This window comes from Hymenobacter daecheongensis DSM 21074 (genome assembly GCF_900141805.1).
GTDB classification, from domain to species: Bacteria; Bacteroidota; Bacteroidia; order Cytophagales; family Hymenobacteraceae; genus Hymenobacter; species Hymenobacter daecheongensis.
The window spans coordinates 43,443-59,727 of the sequence record NZ_FQYN01000008.1 but is presented as its reverse complement, the minus strand read 5'-3'; the positions used below and the strand labels follow the sequence as shown (position 1 = coordinate 59,727).

The window sequence follows — 16,285 nt, the reverse complement described above, 5'->3', positions numbered from 1 at the left end:
ACGCGCTTGGTAAAGTGAACAAGGCAAGGCAAAAGGCGGGCTACTGCGCCAGCACCGGCGCAACGGGCCGGCGGTGCTCCGGCAGCAGCCCTGGATCCGGGGCATGGCTGGCGGCCGGCGCGGTATCCAGGCCCAGCTCCCGGAGCATGGTCAGCAGGCGGTCCATGCGCTGGGGCCAGGTCTGGGCCATGGCGAAGTCGTAGCCGGCGCGGCCCATGGCCAGCCGCTCGGCCGGGTGGTCATACACGTATTCCACGGCCCGCGCCATGGCGGCGGTGGCTTCGTCGGGCTGCTCGGCGGGAACTTTGATAGCGGCAGCATTCGGAATGAAAGTGCGGGCCCCCTGGTGGTTGAGCGTGATGATGGGCAGTCCGGTGGCCATGGCCTCCATGAACTGCGAGGCGAAGGAGTCGCGCAGCGAGCCGAACAGGAACACGTCGTGGCTGAGCATGGCGGCGTGCACCTGCACCCAGGGCACGCTGCCGCGCCACGTCACGCGGTCCTGCAGGCCATACTGCGCAATCCAGCCCGGCACCAGGTCGCGCATGGGCCCGTCGCCAAGCACGGTGAGGTGAAACTGCACCCGCGGATCGGTTTGCGAGAGGGCATCGAGCACCAGCGGCAAGGCTTTGTTGGGGAAAAGGCGGCCCACCCACAGCAGCTTCAGTACCGGCTGCGGCACCCGCTCGGGGAAGGTGGCGGCCTGAAACGCCTCGGGCAGGCCCGTATCCAGGAAAAGCTCGACCCGCCGGGCCCCCAGCCGCCGCGCCAGCGCCGCCGACTCGTCGTTGGAGGCCAGCACCAGCGTGGCGTGGCGCAGGTTCTGGTGCAGGTTGATGTCGAGCGTGGTGAGTACCCAAGTGAAAGCCGAGCGAAGCGTTTCGGTGCGGAACCAGTCGGGCAGATAGCGGCGGAAGGCAATGGGGGCTTTCTGGGCCCCGCCCACCGGCCCGTACACCAGCGGCTTGCCCAGTCGCCACAGCCACGAGCCCATTTTCAGGCTGCTATAGGTGGCATGATGCACCAGATCGAACCCAATGGCGCGGTCCATTTTCTGGGCCGTGCGCCAGGCCGTATACTGCCACACCATATAATGCAGATACACGCCAAACTGCCAGCGGTACAGAAACCGCACCCAAGGCGGGCCATCGAGATACGTGAAATGTACGCGCCGCGCGGCCGGGTCTTCGGCGTGCTTCGCCAGAAAAGCCGTGATGCCGGCCAGGCCGTAGGGCGTGGTCAGGCACCAGACGTGGTGGCCGCGCCGGGCCATTTCCCAGGTCCAGTGAAACCCGTTGCCGCATTCCCCGCCCTGGGCCGGGTTGCAGGCATAAGCAGAAAGCAGGACGTTCATGACGGAAGCGGCTGGGGCAGTGGAAAATTGGGAGAAGCCGCCGGAGTGGGCGGGGCGGCCGGGGCGGCAGCTGGCCGCAGTCGGCGCAGCAGGCGCTGAGCTTTGGCCAGGAGCCGTTGCGTAAGATGCTCGCGGAAATAGCGCTGGTCGCGCGGCCAGTCGCGCAGCACCGTGGGCGGGTGCCGCAGCGGAAATGCCAGCTCGCCGGTGGCCAGGCCCGCGAGCCGGTCATCGGCATGGAGCGTGTGGGTGGCATCGGTGCCGAAGCCGATGTTGGTCACCAGGTTCACGGCGGGCACAATGGTCAGGCCTGAGTGCGCCGCCACGGTGAAGTGCCACTGATAATCCCAGATGTGGGCCGGCTGCGGCCCCGTACGCACCGCCTCAAACTTGGGCAGCCAATAGGCCCGCTCCAACCAGCCGGGGTACATGCCCCGCAGCAGCCCGCGCTGCCGCAGCTCCGGCAGCAGCTGGTATTCAAAGTTAAAGTGCTGCCAGGCCCGCCGCCAGGTGGCCCAGCCCCAGCTGTTTACCTGCCCGGAAAAGTGGTACGAGTCGGCGCCGGCCGCCACGGGCTGCTGCGCCTCATGGGAGAGGTTGTTGCCGCCGATGTGCATCACGCGCGTATCGTGGCGGTAGCGGGCCAGCAGCTCCTGGCAGAAGCGGAAGAAGCCGGGCGCGGGCACGCAGTCGTCTTCCAGAATGATGCCCTCGGCTTCGTGCGCAAAAAACCAGGTAATGGCCGACGCCGGGCCCAGCCCGCAGCCCAGGTTTTCGTCGCGGAACAGCGTGCGCACCTGGCAGGGCCAGTCGATGGCACTGGTGACTGCGGCGCGGGTTTCGGCGCACAGGGCCGCCTCGGCGGGGCGGTTGGGACGCGGGCCGTCGGCGGCCACGTAGAGCCGGGTGGGCCGCGCCTGCCGGATAGCCGCCAGCACCTGCCGCGCCGACTGTGGCCGGTTGAAGACAATAAGCAGTACCGGCGCGGCGGGCTCAGCGGCGGGCGGTGGCGGCAGTGGGGTGCGCATAGCTGGGAGCAGGAGCAGAGGCGGAAGAAGATCGGAGCAAAGGCGCGGGCAGTGCGGCCACGCTTCGCGGAGCCGCGGCTACCGGCACCGGGCGGCGGAAAGGCACAGTAGCGGCGGCCAGCGCCAAGCCCCACACCCCGAAAAAGTACAGGGGCCAGTCATAAGAAATGCTATAGATGAAGGTGCTGAGGCAGAACAGGACCAGCGCCGCCGTGGGAGCCGGCAGCGGCTCCGGCTGCCGGATGCGCCGCGCCAGCACCACCAGCGGGGCCAGCACCGTGAGCAGCAGCCCCAGAATGCCGAAGTAGAACAGGCGGTCCACGTAGAAGCTGTGGAAGTGGTGCCCGGTCATGTCGCTCCAGGTCTTCGCGTCGCTGGCACCATCGTCGCCGATGGTGTAGAACTGTACAGGCAGCTCAAAGCCCTTCAAGCGCATCCCGGCGATGGGATATTCCAGCAGAAAGGGCTTGTAGGACTCAAATTGCTGAAGCCGCCAGCCGCCCGTGCCGCCTTTTTCGGGGTGCAGAATATTATTCACGCTGTTCTCCAGCTTGCGGCTGATCTTGGGGTCGGTGAGGACGACCATGCCGCCCGAAACCAGCACGATGAACGGCAGGAGCACCATTGGCAGCAGCCGCTGAGTGCTGAGGCGGGCACCTTCGAGGCGGTCGAAAGCCACCAGCAGCACGTTCAGCGCCAGCGCCATGCCTAGGGCCAGCCACACCGAGCGGTGCTGCAGAAAGATGATGAAGGCCATGCCCCCAAACGCCAGCAGCAGCCGCACCAGCCCGCCGCGCGTCAGGTATTGGTTGAAATAGTAAAGCGTGGGCAGCAGCAGCAGCATGGCCGAGTTGGAGCCAAAGCCGCGCTCATTGGCCAGAAAGCCCGATAAGCTCAGCGCCTCCGGATGATACAGCACCAAATTGGCCCCCAGCCCTAGCAGCAGCACCGCCATCAGCAGGCCAAAGGGCGGCAGCCCAAAGCGGCGGTAGAAGGCGTAGAGCGCGAAGACGTGCAGCAGCACCAGTAGCTTGGAAAACACGTGGTTATAGACCATCCAGGTGCCCCAGCCCGCATACGATTCCAGCGCCAGCCCGCCCAGCGCGGCCAGCAGCAGCAGCAGCCAGCGCCGCATCAGCGGCTCCATGGAGCGGTGCAGCAGCACCGCGCCGGCCAGCGAGCAGCCCAGCAGGCCCAGGGTATATTTCACGGCCAGGGGGTTGCCTTCCTCCGGGAAAAGAAACTCCGTGAAAGCGCGGTCTGTGAACAGAATGCTTAGAATCGGAATGGCATACAGAAAGCGCAGACTGATTTTCATGGCGTACTATATTATAAGGAGTAGGCGGGCACCGTCTGCCGGGCCTCCTCATACACCTGCCGGGTACGGGTAGCGGCCCGCGGCCAGGTGAAGTCGGCCACGCGGGCCACGCCGCGCTGCACCAGCGTGTGGCGCAGCTCCTGGTCGCGCAGCAGGCGTTCCAGTTGGTTCTGCAGCTCGGCCGGGTCGTTGGGGTCGAAATAGAGGCCGGCATCCTGGGCTATTTCCGGGAAGCACGAGGTGTCGCTCAGCAGCACCGGGCACCGCTGCCCGAAGGCCTCCAGAATCGGGAAGCCGAAGCCTTCGTAGCGCGAGGGAAACACGAAGGCCTGCGCCCCGCGGTAGAGCCCGGCCAGCTGCGCATCCGACACGGCGCTGAACTGCTGGGTGCGCTGCCCGATGCCGGCCCCGTGCAGCAGCTCCTGCTCTTCCGGCGTGAAGGGCCCGCCGCCGGCACATACCAGCCGCAGCTCGCCAAACCCGTGCCGCACCAGCTGCCCGAAGGCCTCCACCAGGCAGGCAAAGTTCTTGTAGGCCCGGCGGTTGCCCACGAAAAGCACGTAGTGCGCCGGCACCCGCAGCGCCGGCCCCGCCGGGTAGTCGCGCACGCTGTGGCCATGATGCACCACCGATACCCGCTCGGCCGGCACATCCAGCAGCCGCAGCACGTCGGCGCGGGTGTTTTCCGATACCGTGATGATGCGGTCGGCGCGGCGGGCCAGCACTTCCAGGGCCGTGGCGGGCTGCTGATAATGCTGCCCGAACAGGGCCGGAATCATGTCGTGAATGGTGATAACCAGCGGCTTGTCGCCGAGCAGGTCGAGGAAGTACGTCTGGTCGTTGGTGGTGGGGTGCAGCACGTCGAAGTTCTGCCGGCGCAGGGCTTGCAGCGTGGCGCGGCGGTTCAGATGATACATCAGCCGCCAGCTGCCCGGAATGGCTAGCCGGGGGAAAAACTCGAAGTGGTCGGTGTGCTGCCGGTCGCGCAGATACAAGTTGTTGCTCAGCACCACCGGCAGCTGGCAGCTCAGGCCAGGACCAGCATGGTTGAGCAGCTCATGAAAATAGCGCGAGACTCCACCAAAATCCTGAATGGAGAAGGTGGTAGGTTCGTAGAGTACTTTCATAATTATGGGAGAGAAGAGGACCGATAGAAAAAAAGCCTACACCACTTCGGCCGCGGAGCCGGAAAAAACGGCGGCCTTGCCTGGGCTGCCCGGCGGTACGGGCTGCAGGTCGGGCGTGGCGTCGGGCTGCAATGGGTTGGGGCTGAGCCCCGCCGGTAGCGGCGACACCAGCGTTTCGCCGTCGAGGCGGGCGAGGCGCGCCGCCACCAGGCGCAGCACGCGCACCACCGGGCTGGCCGGCACCGTACCCGGCGAGCCCGTGAGGCGGGCCAGCAGGCGGCGCAGCACGTCGCGCAGCTGCGCGGGCGGATAGAGCAGCCCTAGGCTGCCCAGCACCACGGCCCCCACCAGCATTTCGAGCCCCAGTAGCACCACCGTCGGCACGCCCAGAGGCTGCAGACTGTGGCGCACGGCGGCTATGCCGAGGGCCGCAAGCAGCCCGGCCAGCACACCAGGACCGTAGGCCCGCAGCAGGCTCAGGGGCGGGGCGGCCAGCACGCGGCGCATCAGCACGGTGTAGAGCAGGGTACGCACCAGCTCGCCTGCTACCAGGGCCCAGGCCACGCCCAGCAGCCCGTAGCGGCTGCAGAAAAACATCAGCCCGGCCAGCAGCAGCACATAAAACACGTTCAGATTGAGCTTCCAGGTGAGGACGGCCGTGGCATCGCACACCACCCCGGCAAACATCGTGACGGCGCTCAGCGCATAGGTGGCACAGATAACGCGCAGAATCGGAATGGCCTCCAGCCAGTGGGGTCCCAGCATTACCAGCACGATTTCGGGGGCGGCTACCATCACGCCGGCGCACACCGGCGTTATCACCATGGCAATGAGCGTGATACTGCTCAGGTACACGTCGCGCAGCTTGGCGCGGTCGGCCTGCACTTTGCTGAAGGAGGGGAAAATGACCTTGGCCACGTTGCTGGACAGCAGATGCACCGGCAGGGCAATCAGCATGGAGCCCCTGGTGTAGATGCCCAGCGCCGCCGGCCCCAGCAGCCGCCCGATAAGCAGCGTATCCAGGGACATGCTCACAAACTCGACGAAGCTGATGACCGACATGCGGCTGCCATAGGCCAGCAGCGGACGATAGGCGGCCCAGCTGAAGAGCAGCCGCACCGAGTGGCGCACCGCGCTATACGAGAACACCGTGATAATCAGCCCCTGACCCAGCGAAGCCCCTACCAGCGCCCACACCCCGAAGCCCTGCCAGGCCAGCAGCATACCCAGCCCGAGGTAGCTGAGCAGAAACGAGAGCATCTCCATGATGGCCAGCGCCCGGAAGCGCATGGCGCGGTGCAGCAGGCTCATAGCCGTGCCGTTCAGCCCGCTCAGGAAAATGCCGATGGCCAGCGCCCGCACCACGGGAATCACCTCGGGCTGGTGCACAATGCGCGCGGCCAGCGGCGCGCCCAGCACCAGCAGCCCCGCAAACAGCAGTCCCAGCAGTACCGACGAGGTGAAGGCCACGCGCACGTCCTGCTCGGTCAGGTCGGGCTTCTGCACGATGGCCCGCTCCATGCCCATCTTAGCAAAATACACCCCGAAGCGCAGGATAACGCCCGCCAGCGCCACCAGCCCGAAGGCCGCCGGGCTGAGTAGCCGCGCCATCACGGCCGTGTAGCCAATCTGCAGTACCGAGTTGACTATCGTGGCCACCATCGTCCACTTCACGCCATTGACGGTGGCAACGGTCAGGTTTTTTTGTTCGCGGGCCATGAGGAAGATAGTTGCGCAGCCAGTGAGAAGAAATGCCGACCCGGCCTAGTAGCCGTAGGCGTACGCCTTTTCCTTGTAGCGGTACTCGTAGGTTTTGGTGAAGTGCATATCGTTGATAATCATGTAGATCTGTTTGATTTTCTGCTCCTGGTGCAGCTCGTTGATCTGACTGATCAGGCCCTTGTCGGTGTAGTTCTGGCGCACCACGTAGATGTTGGCCTCCAGGTAGCGCAGCAGCACGAAGAACTCGGCCACGTAGCCCACCGGGGGCGTGTCGACCAGTACATAGTCGTAGTCGGCCCGCAGCTGGGCCAGCAGGTTTTCCATGCGCTCGGTTTCCAGCAGCTCGGTGGGATTGGGCGGCACGGGGCCGCAGCACATCACCTGCAGGTTCGGCACGCCGCTGTCGTGCACGCACTCGGCCAGGGTGCTTTCGCCGGTGAGGTAAGTGCTCAGGCCGTGCGTGGCGCAGGAATCGAGGCCAAAATACCCGGCCACGGTGGGCCGGCGCAGGTCGCACTCCAGCAGCAGCACGCGCCGTCCGCTCTGGGCTATTTCCGCGGCCAGGTTCACGGCGCAGAAGGTTTTGCCCTCGCCCGGCACCGACGACGTAACCCCGATAACCTTCTTATCGAGCCCCGCCGAGAGGTATTGCAGGTTCACGCGGATGGAGCGAAACGACTCCGCAATGGGCCCTTTCGGTGCGCGCAGCATCTGCTCCTTGTCGGCGCTGGTGCCGTGGGCCACCACGCCCAGCAGCGGAATACCCGTGATGCGGGCCAGATCTTCCTTGCTCTGAATGCGGCGATTGGCCTTGTCCAGGAGCAGCGTGAGGCCCAGCGGCACGCCCAGGCCGGCCAGCACGGCCAGCAGCATCACCAGGCCCGGCTTGGGGGCCGAGGGCACGCCGCTGCTCATTTTGGCCCGGTCAATCACCTTCTTGTCGGTGGCGTTGGTAGCCAGCGAAATAGCGGCCTCCGAGCGCTTCTCCACCAGGAAGTTGTAGTTCTTGTCGTTGAAGTCGCTCTTATTTTTCAGCGAGGCCAGCTGCCGCTCGTTTTCGGGCATGGCATTGATGCTGCCCCGCACCCGGCCCAGCTGCTGATCCAGGTCGCGCAGCGTGATATCGGTGGCGCGGGTCATGTTGGTCAGCGTCTGCATCAACGACTGCTTGGCCGTGCGGATGCGCTCATCGAGCACCGTCACCAAGGGGTTGTTGCTGCTGGCATTCACGCCCAGCGCGGCCCGCTGACTGTTCAGGTCCGTGAGCTGCAGAATCAGGTTATTCACCACCGGGTCTTCGATGCCCACGCTGCTCGGCGACACCATCTGGGTGGCGCCCTGGTTGGCCCGCAGGTAGCTGAGCATGTTCTGGTAATACTTGCGGTTGGTGGCGGCGCGGGCCCGCATCATACCCAAGTCGCTGAGCTGCCGGATGCCCTCGGAGGACTGCGCCCCCACATCGACCACGCCGCGGGCCGAGCGGAACGAGCTGAGCGCCGCCGCCGAGTGCCGGAGCGAGTCGGAGAGCTTGGCAATCTCGTGGTCCAGAAAATCCACAGTTTTGTAGCCCGTTATGTTTTTTTCCCGCAGGTCATCCTCAATGTACACGGCCATCAGCGTATCCAGAAACTGGGTGGCTTTGGCCGGCACCACGTCTTTCAGCGTCAGCTCCACAATGCGCGACTCGTGCTCGATGGGGCGCACGGCGAGGTTGCCCTGGTAAGAGCCGGTGAGACTGCCTAAGTCGTTGAAGGTGAAAAAGTAGCGCTCGTTGGTACCGGTGGCGGGGTAGCCCGGCTCGGGCTTAATCACGGCCGTGAGCAGGGGCGAGCGGAGCGTGTCGCCGGCCGCCACGGTCTGGTCCAGGGTCACATCGAGCACTTCGCGGGCCATCTCGCCGGTGCTCAGATGAAAGAGTTGCCCGCGCTTGGCCTGGGCCTGCACCCGAAAGCGGCCGTCGGGCAGCGGCTCTACGGAAATGCGCGTGCCGGTCAGCTGGGGCATTTTCGGGGCCGGAATCACCCGGAAGGGCACCTCGCCCGCCGCCCGCTCGCGCACCTGCACGTCTTTCACCGAGTTCAGCCAGGAGCCCGGCACGGCGTAGTACGATACCGCGAAGGGCAGGCGCGTGATGGCTCGCCGCACCACGTCGGCCGAGCGCAGCAGCCCGATTTCGTCTTCCATTTTCACCCCTTTTTCCTTCACTTCCAGCATCTGCAGCAGCTCCTGCGCCTGCTTCGAGCCCGAGCTTTGATTGCCCAGCAGCATCGAAGCCCGGAAATCGTACACGGGGGCCTTCACCTGCAGGTAGAGAAAGGCTACCGTGGCCGTGAGCAGCAGCCCGCCCACAAACAGCGGCCAGCGGTTGCGCAGCTTGAAAAACAACTCGTGCAGATCAATTTCGTCAGCGGAAGAAGTAGCGCGTTGTTCCATGCCAGAAAAGGGTTAAAGAGTGAGTTGCCGGCTAACGGGATAATCAGAAGGTTTTCAGATAGCTAAGCAGTAATACCAGCGCCGAGATGCCGCCGAACACGATGCCCAGGTTGTTGGCATTGCCGCGTTTGGTGCGGGCCGCCACGGGCTCCACGTAGAGCGCGTCGTTGGGCAGCAGGTAGTAGTATTTGGAGCGCAGCAGGTTGGGGTCGGTCAGGTTCAGGAGCACCACCTCCGAGCCGGTCGGGGTTTGCCGGATCAGCTTCACGTTCTGACGGTTGCCGAACTCGGTCAGGTCGCCGGCCAGGCCCAGGCCTTCGAGCAGCGTGGCCTGGGCGTTGTAGATGAAGTAGCGGCCGGGGCTGGCCACCTCGCCCAGCACCGTTATTTTGAAGCTGAGCAGCTTCACCAGCACATTGGCATCGCGCACGAATTTGCCCACCTGCTGCTGCAGCTGGGCCTGGGCCTCTTCGAGCGTCATGCCCGTCACCTTCACCTTGCCCACCGTAGGCAGGTTGATAAAGCCGTCCACATCGACAGAATAGCCGGCTAGGAACAGCGTACTGGGGTCGCCGCCAGCCATTATGCTGCGGGTGTCGGTGATGTTGAACATGTCGTTGAGCACGGGCTGTACGCTCTGTACCCGAATGCTGAGCACGTCGCTGGGCTGAATGCGGTAGGGCAGCGGCTCATTCGGGACCGATACCGGGCTTTGCGTCGAATAGTCGGGGCCTTGCAGGTAGGGCAGGGTGCGCTGGGCCACGCAGCCGCTAAGCCAGACGGCCGCAGCGAAAAACAGCAGATACAGGCAAAAACGGTGGGTCGGGCGCATGGAATTCAGGCTTTGGCAGACGGAGGCATCGGCTGAATCGGAGGAGTTTAAGCAACTCAAAAACAGACAATGAACGCGGAAAGAGAGAAAATACCCTGTAATAGAATATTTTCATAAACGTATTGGATAGAGTCGGTAATGTCAAGTTATTTTTAAATTATTCTTTTAAATTATTGTACTGCATGATGATGTGATGGGGCCGCCCAAACGGGCCTGCCGGGCCAATTGGCCGGTCTGGGTGGCTGCTTGCCGGTCGAACTGCCTACCTTCGGGGTTACTTGTCACCACCAAAGCATCCGCGCATGAAAATTCTGCTGGTCGAGGATGAGCCCAAAGTGGCCTCGTTCCTGCAAAAAGGTCTCACCGAGCAAGACCACAGCGTCGATACGGCCGCCGATGGCCTCACGGGAATGCGCCTGGCCCTGAGCAACAGCTACGACCTGATCATTCTTGACAACCTGCTGCCCGGCCTGAACGGGCTGGAAGTGTGCCGGCAGGTGCGGGCCCAGAACACCAAGGTGCCCATTCTGATGCTGACGGCCCTGGGCGAAACCGACGACAAAATCCGTGGCCTCGATGCCGGGGCCGACGATTATCTGGTGAAGCCTTTCGCCTTTCAGGAGCTGCTGGCCCGCATCCGGGCGCTGGCCCGCCGCCGGCACGAGGTCCCCACGCCCGGCACCGTGCTGCAGCTGGCCGACCTCACTCTGGACCCCGCCCGCAAGCTGGTGCAGCGGGCCGGCCACGCCATTCAGCTCACCGCCCGCGAGTTTGCCCTGCTCGAATACTTGCTCCGCAACCAAAACCGCGTAGTGTCCAGGGTCGATATTTTGGAGCAGGTCTGGGAAACCAGCTTCGACACCGGCTCCAACGTCATCGACGTGTACATCAACTTCCTGCGCAAAAAAGTGGACAAAGATTTCACCCCCAAGCTCATCCATACGCTGGTGGGCATGGGCTACGTGATGAAGGAGGAGGGTTTTTAATGTGAGGAATGTGATAAATGTGCTGATGTGGAGAATGTGGGAAATGAATTATCCGCGAACCTGCACTCGTAGCTTTTTTGCTCACATCAGCACATTTTCCACAGTCCTCACATTTCCACATCCCCTACATTTCTCACATTCTCCACATCCTCCACATTAAAAAATGACCATCCGCACCCGACTGGCGTGGCAGTTTGCGGCTATTCTGGCCATTACGCTGCTGCTGTTTTCGCTGGTAATCTACTTTTTCACCTACCAGTCGCGGCGTAGTGCCTTCACCGATAGCCTGTTTGCGCGGGCGCGGGTAGTGGCGCACGTATATCTGGATGGCGAGAACCGGGGCAGCAAGGAAAGTCAGATTTCGTACCGGCGCTACCTGCGGCAATTCTACCGCACGCTGCCCGAGGAAGAAGTGCGCGTGTTCGACCGCCACAACCGGCAGGTGTTTCACGAGGGGCAGGGCTCGGGGCGGCCGGTGCCGCTGGCGCTGCTCGCGGAAGTGCGGCGCGTGGGCCGCCACATCGAAGCCCAGCAGGATTACCACCAGATCATCGGCCTGCTCTACCGCGACGCCCGCCGCGGCGACTTCGTGGTGGTGGCCGCCTCCCTGGATGCCGACAGCCGCTCGAACCTGCGCACGCTGCGGCAGGTGCTGGCCGGTGGCCTGTTTATCTCGCTGATTATCGTGGGTATCGGGGGATGGTTTTTTGCCCGGCAGGCCCTGCAGCCCATGCAGCGCATTGTGCGCGAGGTAGATGCCATTTCGGCCTCCGATCTGCACCGCCGTCTTTCCCAGGCCGATGGGCAGGACGAGGTGTCGCACCTGGCCCAGCGCTTCAATAGCTTGCTCAACCGCCTCGAAACGGCCTTTGCCGGCCAGCGCACCTTCGTGCGCGATGCTTCGCACGAGCTACGCACGCCGCTCACAGTGCTCATCGGCGAGCTGGAAGTGGCGCTGCTGCAGCAGGAGCGCAGCCCGGCCGAATACCGGCGCGTGCTGCAAAGCACTCTGGATGCTGCCCGCCTGCTCAAAGACCTCACCAACGGCCTGCTCCAGATTGCCCGCGCCTCCGACGACCCCTCGCAGGTGCCGCTGCGGCCCGTGCCGCTGGATGAGCTGCTGCTGCAGGCCCACGAGGAAGTGCAGCGCCGCCAGCCCACCTGCCGCATCGACCTGGAGTTTGGCGAGCCGCCGGTGGGGCAAGAGCGCCAGCCGTTTGTGGTGAGCGGCAACGAACCGCTGCTGCTGGCGGCTTTTCTCAACGTCATCGAAAATGCCTGCAAGTTTTCCCGCGGCACCGATGCGCCCATCCTGGCCATACTGTCGGCGGGGCAGGGGCGGGTGCGGCTGGAAGTGCGCGACCAGGGCGTGGGCATGAGCGAAGCCGACCGCCAGCAGGTGTTCGTGCCATTTTTTCGGGCCGAAACCGTGCGCAACGTGCCCGGCCACGGTATTGGCCTGCCGCTCACGGCCAAAATAATGGAGCTGCACGGCGGCGTGGTGCGCATTGCCAGCCAGCTCGGCGAGGGCACCCAGGTGACGCTGGAACTGCCCGCCGCCCGGTCCTGAACCGGCCCGCGGCCCCAAAAAAACTGTCCGCCCGCCGACCTCTCGGGCTCCGCACGTCTTCCTTCATCGGCTCAAACAGGCTTATAGGAGACTTGAAGCGGCTTTAATGAGTTTTAATTTCCTTTTAACGCTGTTTTAACCCGGTCTTAACCCCCCGCGCGTACACTTGTAGGGTAGTGCGGCCTGCGGCCTCCGTCGGTTGATGGGAGGCGCAGGCCTGTTTCCCTTTCTTATGGTAAAAACCGCTCCGGCTCCCGAAACCCCAACGGCTTCGGGTTCTTCCCTGAATTATCTGCAGCATCTGGCCAAGGATGCGCCGGCCGGGCTGGTCGTGTTTCTGGTGGCGCTGCCGCTGTGCCTGGGCATCTCGCTGGCCTCGGGGGCCCCGCTGCTTTCCGGCGTGATTACGGGTATCGTGGGGGGCGTGCTGGTTTCGTGGGTGAGCGGCTCGCAGCTAAGCGTGAGCGGGCCGGCGGCGGGCCTCACGGCTATTATGCTATCGGCGCTGGCCACGCTGGGCACGTTTGAGGCCGTGCTGGCCGCCACCGTGGTGGCGGGCGTGCTGCAGCTGGTGCTGGGCTATCTGAAAGCCGGAATCATCGGCATGTATTTCCCCTCGTCGGTGATTCGCGGAATGCTGGCGGCCATTGGTCTGATTCTGATTCTGAAGCAGATTCCCCACTTTTTCGGGGCCGATACGGACTACTTCGAGGACATGGACTTCCTGCAGTTCAACGGCCAGAATACATTTTCCGCCATTGTGGCGGCCACCCAAGCCATCAGCTGGGGCTCGGCACTTATCGGGCTGGTTTCGCTGGTGGTGCTCTTGATCTGGGACAGCAAGCCCGTGAAAAGCAACCGCGCCCTGCGGCTCGTGCCCGGCGCTCTGATTGTGGTGGTGGTATCTATTCTGCTCAACCTGCTGCTCAAAAGCATTGCCCCGGAGCTGCAGGTGCGCCCCGAGCACCTGGTGAAGCTGCCCGCCATCGGCTCTTTCGCCGACCTGACCCGCGAGCTGCGCTTCCCCGACTGGTCGGCGCTGACCCGCAGCAACACCTACGTGGTGGCCATCACCATTGCCATCGTGGCCTCGTTGGAAACGCTGCTCAGCGTGGAGGCCGTAGACAAGCTGGACCCGCACAAGCGCCACACGCCCCAAAACCGCGAGCTGAAGGCTCAGGGCGTGGGCAACATTGTGAGCGGGCTCATCGGCGGGCTGCCGCTCACGGCCGTTATCGTGCGCAGCTCGGCCAACATTGATGCCGGCGCTCAGACCAAGGTATCGGCTTTCCTGCATGGCCTGCTGCTGCTCACCAGCCTGTTGGTGCTCTCGTCAATACTAAACCTGATTCCGCTGTCGGCGCTGGCGGCTGTGCTGCTGCTGATCGGCTTCAAGCTTACCAAGCCGGCCCTCTACCGCTCGCAGTGGCGGCTGGGCTGGGAGCAGTTCCTGCCGTTTTTCATTACGGTGGTGGCCATCCTGTTCACCGATCTGCTCAAGGGCGTGTGCGTGGGCCTGGCCATTGGCATCTTCTACATTCTGAAGGCCAACCTGAACTCGGCTTATTACTTCCACAACGAGCCCAGCGACCAGCCCAATGTCATTCACGTCAAGCTCAGTGAGCACGTCTCCTTTCTGAACAAGGCCAGCATCGTCACCACGTTCGAAAAATTCGCGCCCGGCTCCCACGTCATCATCGACGGCACCGATTCGGCCGTAATTGACTACGACGTGCTGGAGGCCATTGAAAACTTCCGAATCACGGCTCCCGAGCGCGGCATCGAGCTGGAACTGCGCGGCATCCGCCACGTAGATGCCCTGAGCCACTAGCCGGAGCGGGCCGCCAGCAGCCGAAAACCTGTCGCTCCTCTGTCCGGTTTATCCTTCCCAAACCATTCAAATTCTCCCTCAGAACTGAATTTTAGCCTGCCGCACATGCAGAAGATACTTGACAACAACCGCGAATGGGTGAAGCAAAAGCTGACCAAGGACAGCGAATATTTCCACCGCCTGGCTAAGGGCCAGAAACCCCGGTACCTCTTCATCGGCTGCTCCGACTCGCGGGTGCCAGCCTCCGCCATCACCGGCACCGGCCCCGGCGAAATGTTCGTGCACCGCAACATTGCCAACCTGGTAGTGCATTCCGATATGAACCTGCTTTCTGTGCTTCAATATGCGGTGGAAGTGCTTGAGGTAGAAATAATTATGGTGGTAGGTCACTACGGTTGCGGCGGCGTGGCAGCAGCGGCGGCCAACAAGCAGTATGGCCTGATCGACAACTGGCTGGCCCACATCCGCGACGTGGTGCGCCTGCACGAAACCGAATTTCTGCGCATCAAAGACGAGGAACAGCGCCTGCGCCGCCTCGTCGAGCTGAACGTCATTGAGCAGGTGCGCAACATCGCCAGCACCAACATATATCAGAATGCGCTGAAAGGCCCCAAGCCGCCCCAGCTGCACGGCCTGGTCTACGACATTCACGACGGCCTGCTGCACGACCTGGAAGTGGAAACCGGTGCGCTCAACGAGTTCAAGCACATCTACGGCGTGGAGGCCGTGGAACATGCCGAAGAGGTGGCGGAAGATGCACAAGACGGCAAGCTTGCCAAGCCCAAGTCGTCGGAAACCAAGTCGGCCCCCGGCACCGCGAAGGACGACAAGCCTTCGCTGGTGCACAAGGCCGGCTAACCCCACAGGCTCGGGCAACCGGGCTTGTATTTGTCTCTAAGTGTGGTTGAAACCGCCGTAGCCCTTGGCTGCGGCGGTTTTTTTTTTGCTGCTAGGTAGTGAGGGGCGGCCGCCAGCATCAGCTTTTTGCTGCGTTTCTTACGTATGCCAGTGCCACCATCATCAGGTAACTCAGCTGCCATGAACGCCATTTACTATACCCAGTACGGCGCTGCCGATGTGCTCCACTACGGCGAGCAGCCCACGCCCACGCCCCAGGCCGACCAGATTCTGGTGCGCGTGCGGGCCAGCAGCGTCAATCCCGTCGATTGGAAGATTCGCAGCGGCAGCCTGAAGCTGCTCACGGGCCAGAACTTTCCCAAAATACCGGGCCGCGATGTGGCCGGCGAGGTAGCCGCCGTGGGTTCTTCCGTGACGCGCTGCAAAGCCGGCGACCGGGTGTATGGCATGGCCGAAGGCATTGGCGGGGCCAACGCCGAATATGCCCTGCTCGATGAGCGCACCTTCGCATTCATTCCCGAAAAGCTGGATTTTGCCGCCGCGGCGGCCGTGCCGCTGGGGGCTCTCACGGCCTTGCAGGCGCTGTATCATCATGGCCAGCAGCTTTCCGGCGACCGGGTGCTCATCAACGGGGCTTCGGGTGGCGTGGGTACTTTCGCGGTGCAGATTGCCAAAGCCCTCGGCGCGGGCGAAATCACCGGCGTATGCGGGCCCGACAACGCGGAGCTGGTGCGCAGCCTCGGCGCCGACCGAATCCTGAACCACCACGAGTATGACTTCACCCGCGACCTGAGCCGCTACGACCTCATTTTCGATGCCGTGGGCAAGAGCAGCTACCTGGCTGCCCGGCCCGCCCTGCGCCGCAACGGCCGCTACGTAACCACCGCCCCCGAACCCAAAGATGCCCTGACCGGCACCTTCGCTGCCGTCTTCTCCGATAAGAAAATGAGCGTGTTCCTGGCCGCCAACCGCGGCATGGACCTGGCCCTGATTTCGGCCTGGCTGCAGGCCGGCACCCTGCGTCCCATCATCGCCCATACCTTCCCGCTGGCCGAAACCGCCGCCGCGCACCGCCTCAGCGAAGAAGGCCGGGCGGCGGGGAAGATTGTGCTGCTGGTGGAGTAGGGGAGCAGGGTTTGCTATCAGAATCCGCCTCAGTTGGTTGCAGGCTAATTGGAGTGCTAAAACGGGGTAAAAGCACGGTGTTACGTGTTTTTACCCCGTTT

Annotated in this window: 12 protein-coding genes; 5 read left to right on the top strand and 7 right to left on the bottom strand. The window is 63.6% G+C overall.

Annotation, left to right across the window (positions count from 1 at the left end; all coding sequences use genetic code 11):
* Positions 1-40: 40 nt before the first annotated feature.
* The 7 genes from BUB62_RS15180 to BUB62_RS15150 are packed head-to-tail and all read right to left on the bottom strand — an operon-like array spanning position 41 to position 9,814.
* Positions 41-1,354, bottom strand: coding sequence for a glycosyltransferase family 4 protein (locus BUB62_RS15180; RefSeq protein ID WP_073111516.1), 1,314 nt, complete (start codon positions 1,352-1,354; stop codon positions 41-43).
* On the bottom strand, positions 1,351-2,382 hold the full coding sequence (locus BUB62_RS15175; protein WP_073111515.1) for a glycosyltransferase family 2 protein: 1,032 nt from the start codon (positions 2,380-2,382) through the stop codon (positions 1,351-1,353). Before BUB62_RS15175 ends, BUB62_RS15180 begins: the two co-directional genes overlap by 4 nt.
* On the bottom strand, positions 2,348-3,700 hold the full coding sequence (locus BUB62_RS15170) for an O-antigen ligase family protein (protein ID WP_073111513.1): 1,353 nt from the start codon (positions 3,698-3,700) through the stop codon (positions 2,348-2,350). Before BUB62_RS15170 ends, BUB62_RS15175 begins: the two co-directional genes overlap by 35 nt.
* Before the next feature lie 11 nt (positions 3,701-3,711).
* Positions 3,712-4,827 carry a glycosyltransferase family 4 protein gene (locus tag BUB62_RS15165; protein WP_073111511.1) on the bottom strand — a complete coding sequence of 372 codons (1,116 nt, stop codon included), beginning with the start codon at positions 4,825-4,827 and terminating at the stop codon, positions 3,712-3,714.
* 36 nt (positions 4,828-4,863) lie between these two features.
* A complete protein-coding gene (locus BUB62_RS15160) occupies positions 4,864-6,546 on the bottom strand; it encodes a lipopolysaccharide biosynthesis protein (RefSeq protein WP_073111509.1) in 1,683 nt (560 codons plus the stop codon).
* 45 nt (positions 6,547-6,591) lie between these two features.
* Complete coding sequence (locus BUB62_RS15155) at positions 6,592-8,982, bottom strand: GumC family protein (RefSeq protein WP_073111506.1); 2,391 nt, start codon at positions 8,980-8,982, stop codon at positions 6,592-6,594.
* 43 nt (positions 8,983-9,025) lie between these two features.
* A complete protein-coding gene (locus BUB62_RS15150) occupies positions 9,026-9,814 on the bottom strand; it encodes a polysaccharide biosynthesis/export family protein (RefSeq protein WP_143164211.1) in 789 nt (262 codons plus the stop codon).
* A 302-nt stretch (positions 9,815-10,116) separates the two neighbouring features.
* On the opposite strand from BUB62_RS15150, the gene BUB62_RS15145 reads away from it, so the two are divergent.
* The 5 genes from BUB62_RS15145 (at position 10,117) to BUB62_RS15125 (ending at position 16,184) form a co-directional block, all read left to right on the top strand.
* Positions 10,117-10,800 carry a response regulator gene (locus tag BUB62_RS15145; protein ID WP_073111504.1) on the top strand — a complete coding sequence of 228 codons (684 nt, stop codon included), beginning with the start codon at positions 10,117-10,119 and terminating at the stop codon, positions 10,798-10,800.
* Between the two features lie 163 nt (positions 10,801-10,963).
* Positions 10,964-12,370 (top strand): sensor histidine kinase, encoded by a 1,407-nt coding sequence (locus BUB62_RS15140; protein ID WP_073111502.1) that lies wholly within the window; start codon positions 10,964-10,966, stop codon positions 12,368-12,370.
* Positions 12,371-12,602: 232 nt separating this feature from the next.
* Entirely contained in the window at positions 12,603-14,201 is a 1,599-nt protein-coding gene (locus BUB62_RS15135) for a SulP family inorganic anion transporter (RefSeq protein WP_073111500.1), read from the top strand.
* Between the two features lie 105 nt (positions 14,202-14,306).
* Positions 14,307-15,059, top strand: a complete 753-nt coding sequence (locus BUB62_RS15130; RefSeq protein WP_073111498.1) for a carbonic anhydrase — start codon at positions 14,307-14,309, stop codon at positions 15,057-15,059.
* A gap of 180 nt (positions 15,060-15,239) precedes the next feature.
* On the top strand, positions 15,240-16,184 hold the full coding sequence (locus tag BUB62_RS15125; RefSeq protein WP_073111496.1) for an NAD(P)-dependent alcohol dehydrogenase: 945 nt from the start codon (positions 15,240-15,242) through the stop codon (positions 16,182-16,184).
* The last annotated feature ends 101 nt before the right edge of the window (positions 16,185-16,285 follow it).

Excerpts from the sequence above, each read along its gene's own strand:
- BUB62_RS15130 (WP_073111498.1), top strand. The coding sequence starts at position 14,307 with ATGCAGAAGATACTTGACAACAACCGCGAATGGGTGAAGCAAAAGCTG.
- BUB62_RS15175 (WP_073111515.1), bottom strand. The coding sequence starts at position 2,382 with ATGCGCACCCCACTGCCGCCACCGCCCGCCGCTGAGCCCGCCGCGCCG.
- BUB62_RS15150 (WP_143164211.1), bottom strand. The coding sequence starts at position 9,814 with ATGCGCCCGACCCACCGTTTTTGCCTGTATCTGCTGTTTTTCGCTGCG.
- BUB62_RS15125 (WP_073111496.1), top strand. The coding sequence starts at position 15,240 with ATGAACGCCATTTACTATACCCAGTACGGCGCTGCCGATGTGCTCCAC.
- BUB62_RS15140 (WP_073111502.1), top strand. The coding sequence starts at position 10,964 with ATGACCATCCGCACCCGACTGGCGTGGCAGTTTGCGGCTATTCTGGCC.
- BUB62_RS15155 (WP_073111506.1), bottom strand. The coding sequence starts at position 8,982 with ATGGAACAACGCGCTACTTCTTCCGCTGACGAAATTGATCTGCACGAG.
- BUB62_RS15135 (WP_073111500.1), top strand. The coding sequence starts at position 12,603 with ATGGTAAAAACCGCTCCGGCTCCCGAAACCCCAACGGCTTCGGGTTCT.
- BUB62_RS15160 (WP_073111509.1), bottom strand. The coding sequence starts at position 6,546 with ATGGCCCGCGAACAAAAAAACCTGACCGTTGCCACCGTCAATGGCGTG.
- BUB62_RS15180 (WP_073111516.1), bottom strand. The coding sequence starts at position 1,354 with ATGAACGTCCTGCTTTCTGCTTATGCCTGCAACCCGGCCCAGGGCGGG.
- BUB62_RS15145 (WP_073111504.1), top strand. The coding sequence starts at position 10,117 with ATGAAAATTCTGCTGGTCGAGGATGAGCCCAAAGTGGCCTCGTTCCTG.
- BUB62_RS15170 (WP_073111513.1), bottom strand. The coding sequence starts at position 3,700 with ATGAAAATCAGTCTGCGCTTTCTGTATGCCATTCCGATTCTAAGCATT.
- BUB62_RS15165 (WP_073111511.1), bottom strand. The coding sequence starts at position 4,827 with ATGAAAGTACTCTACGAACCTACCACCTTCTCCATTCAGGATTTTGGT.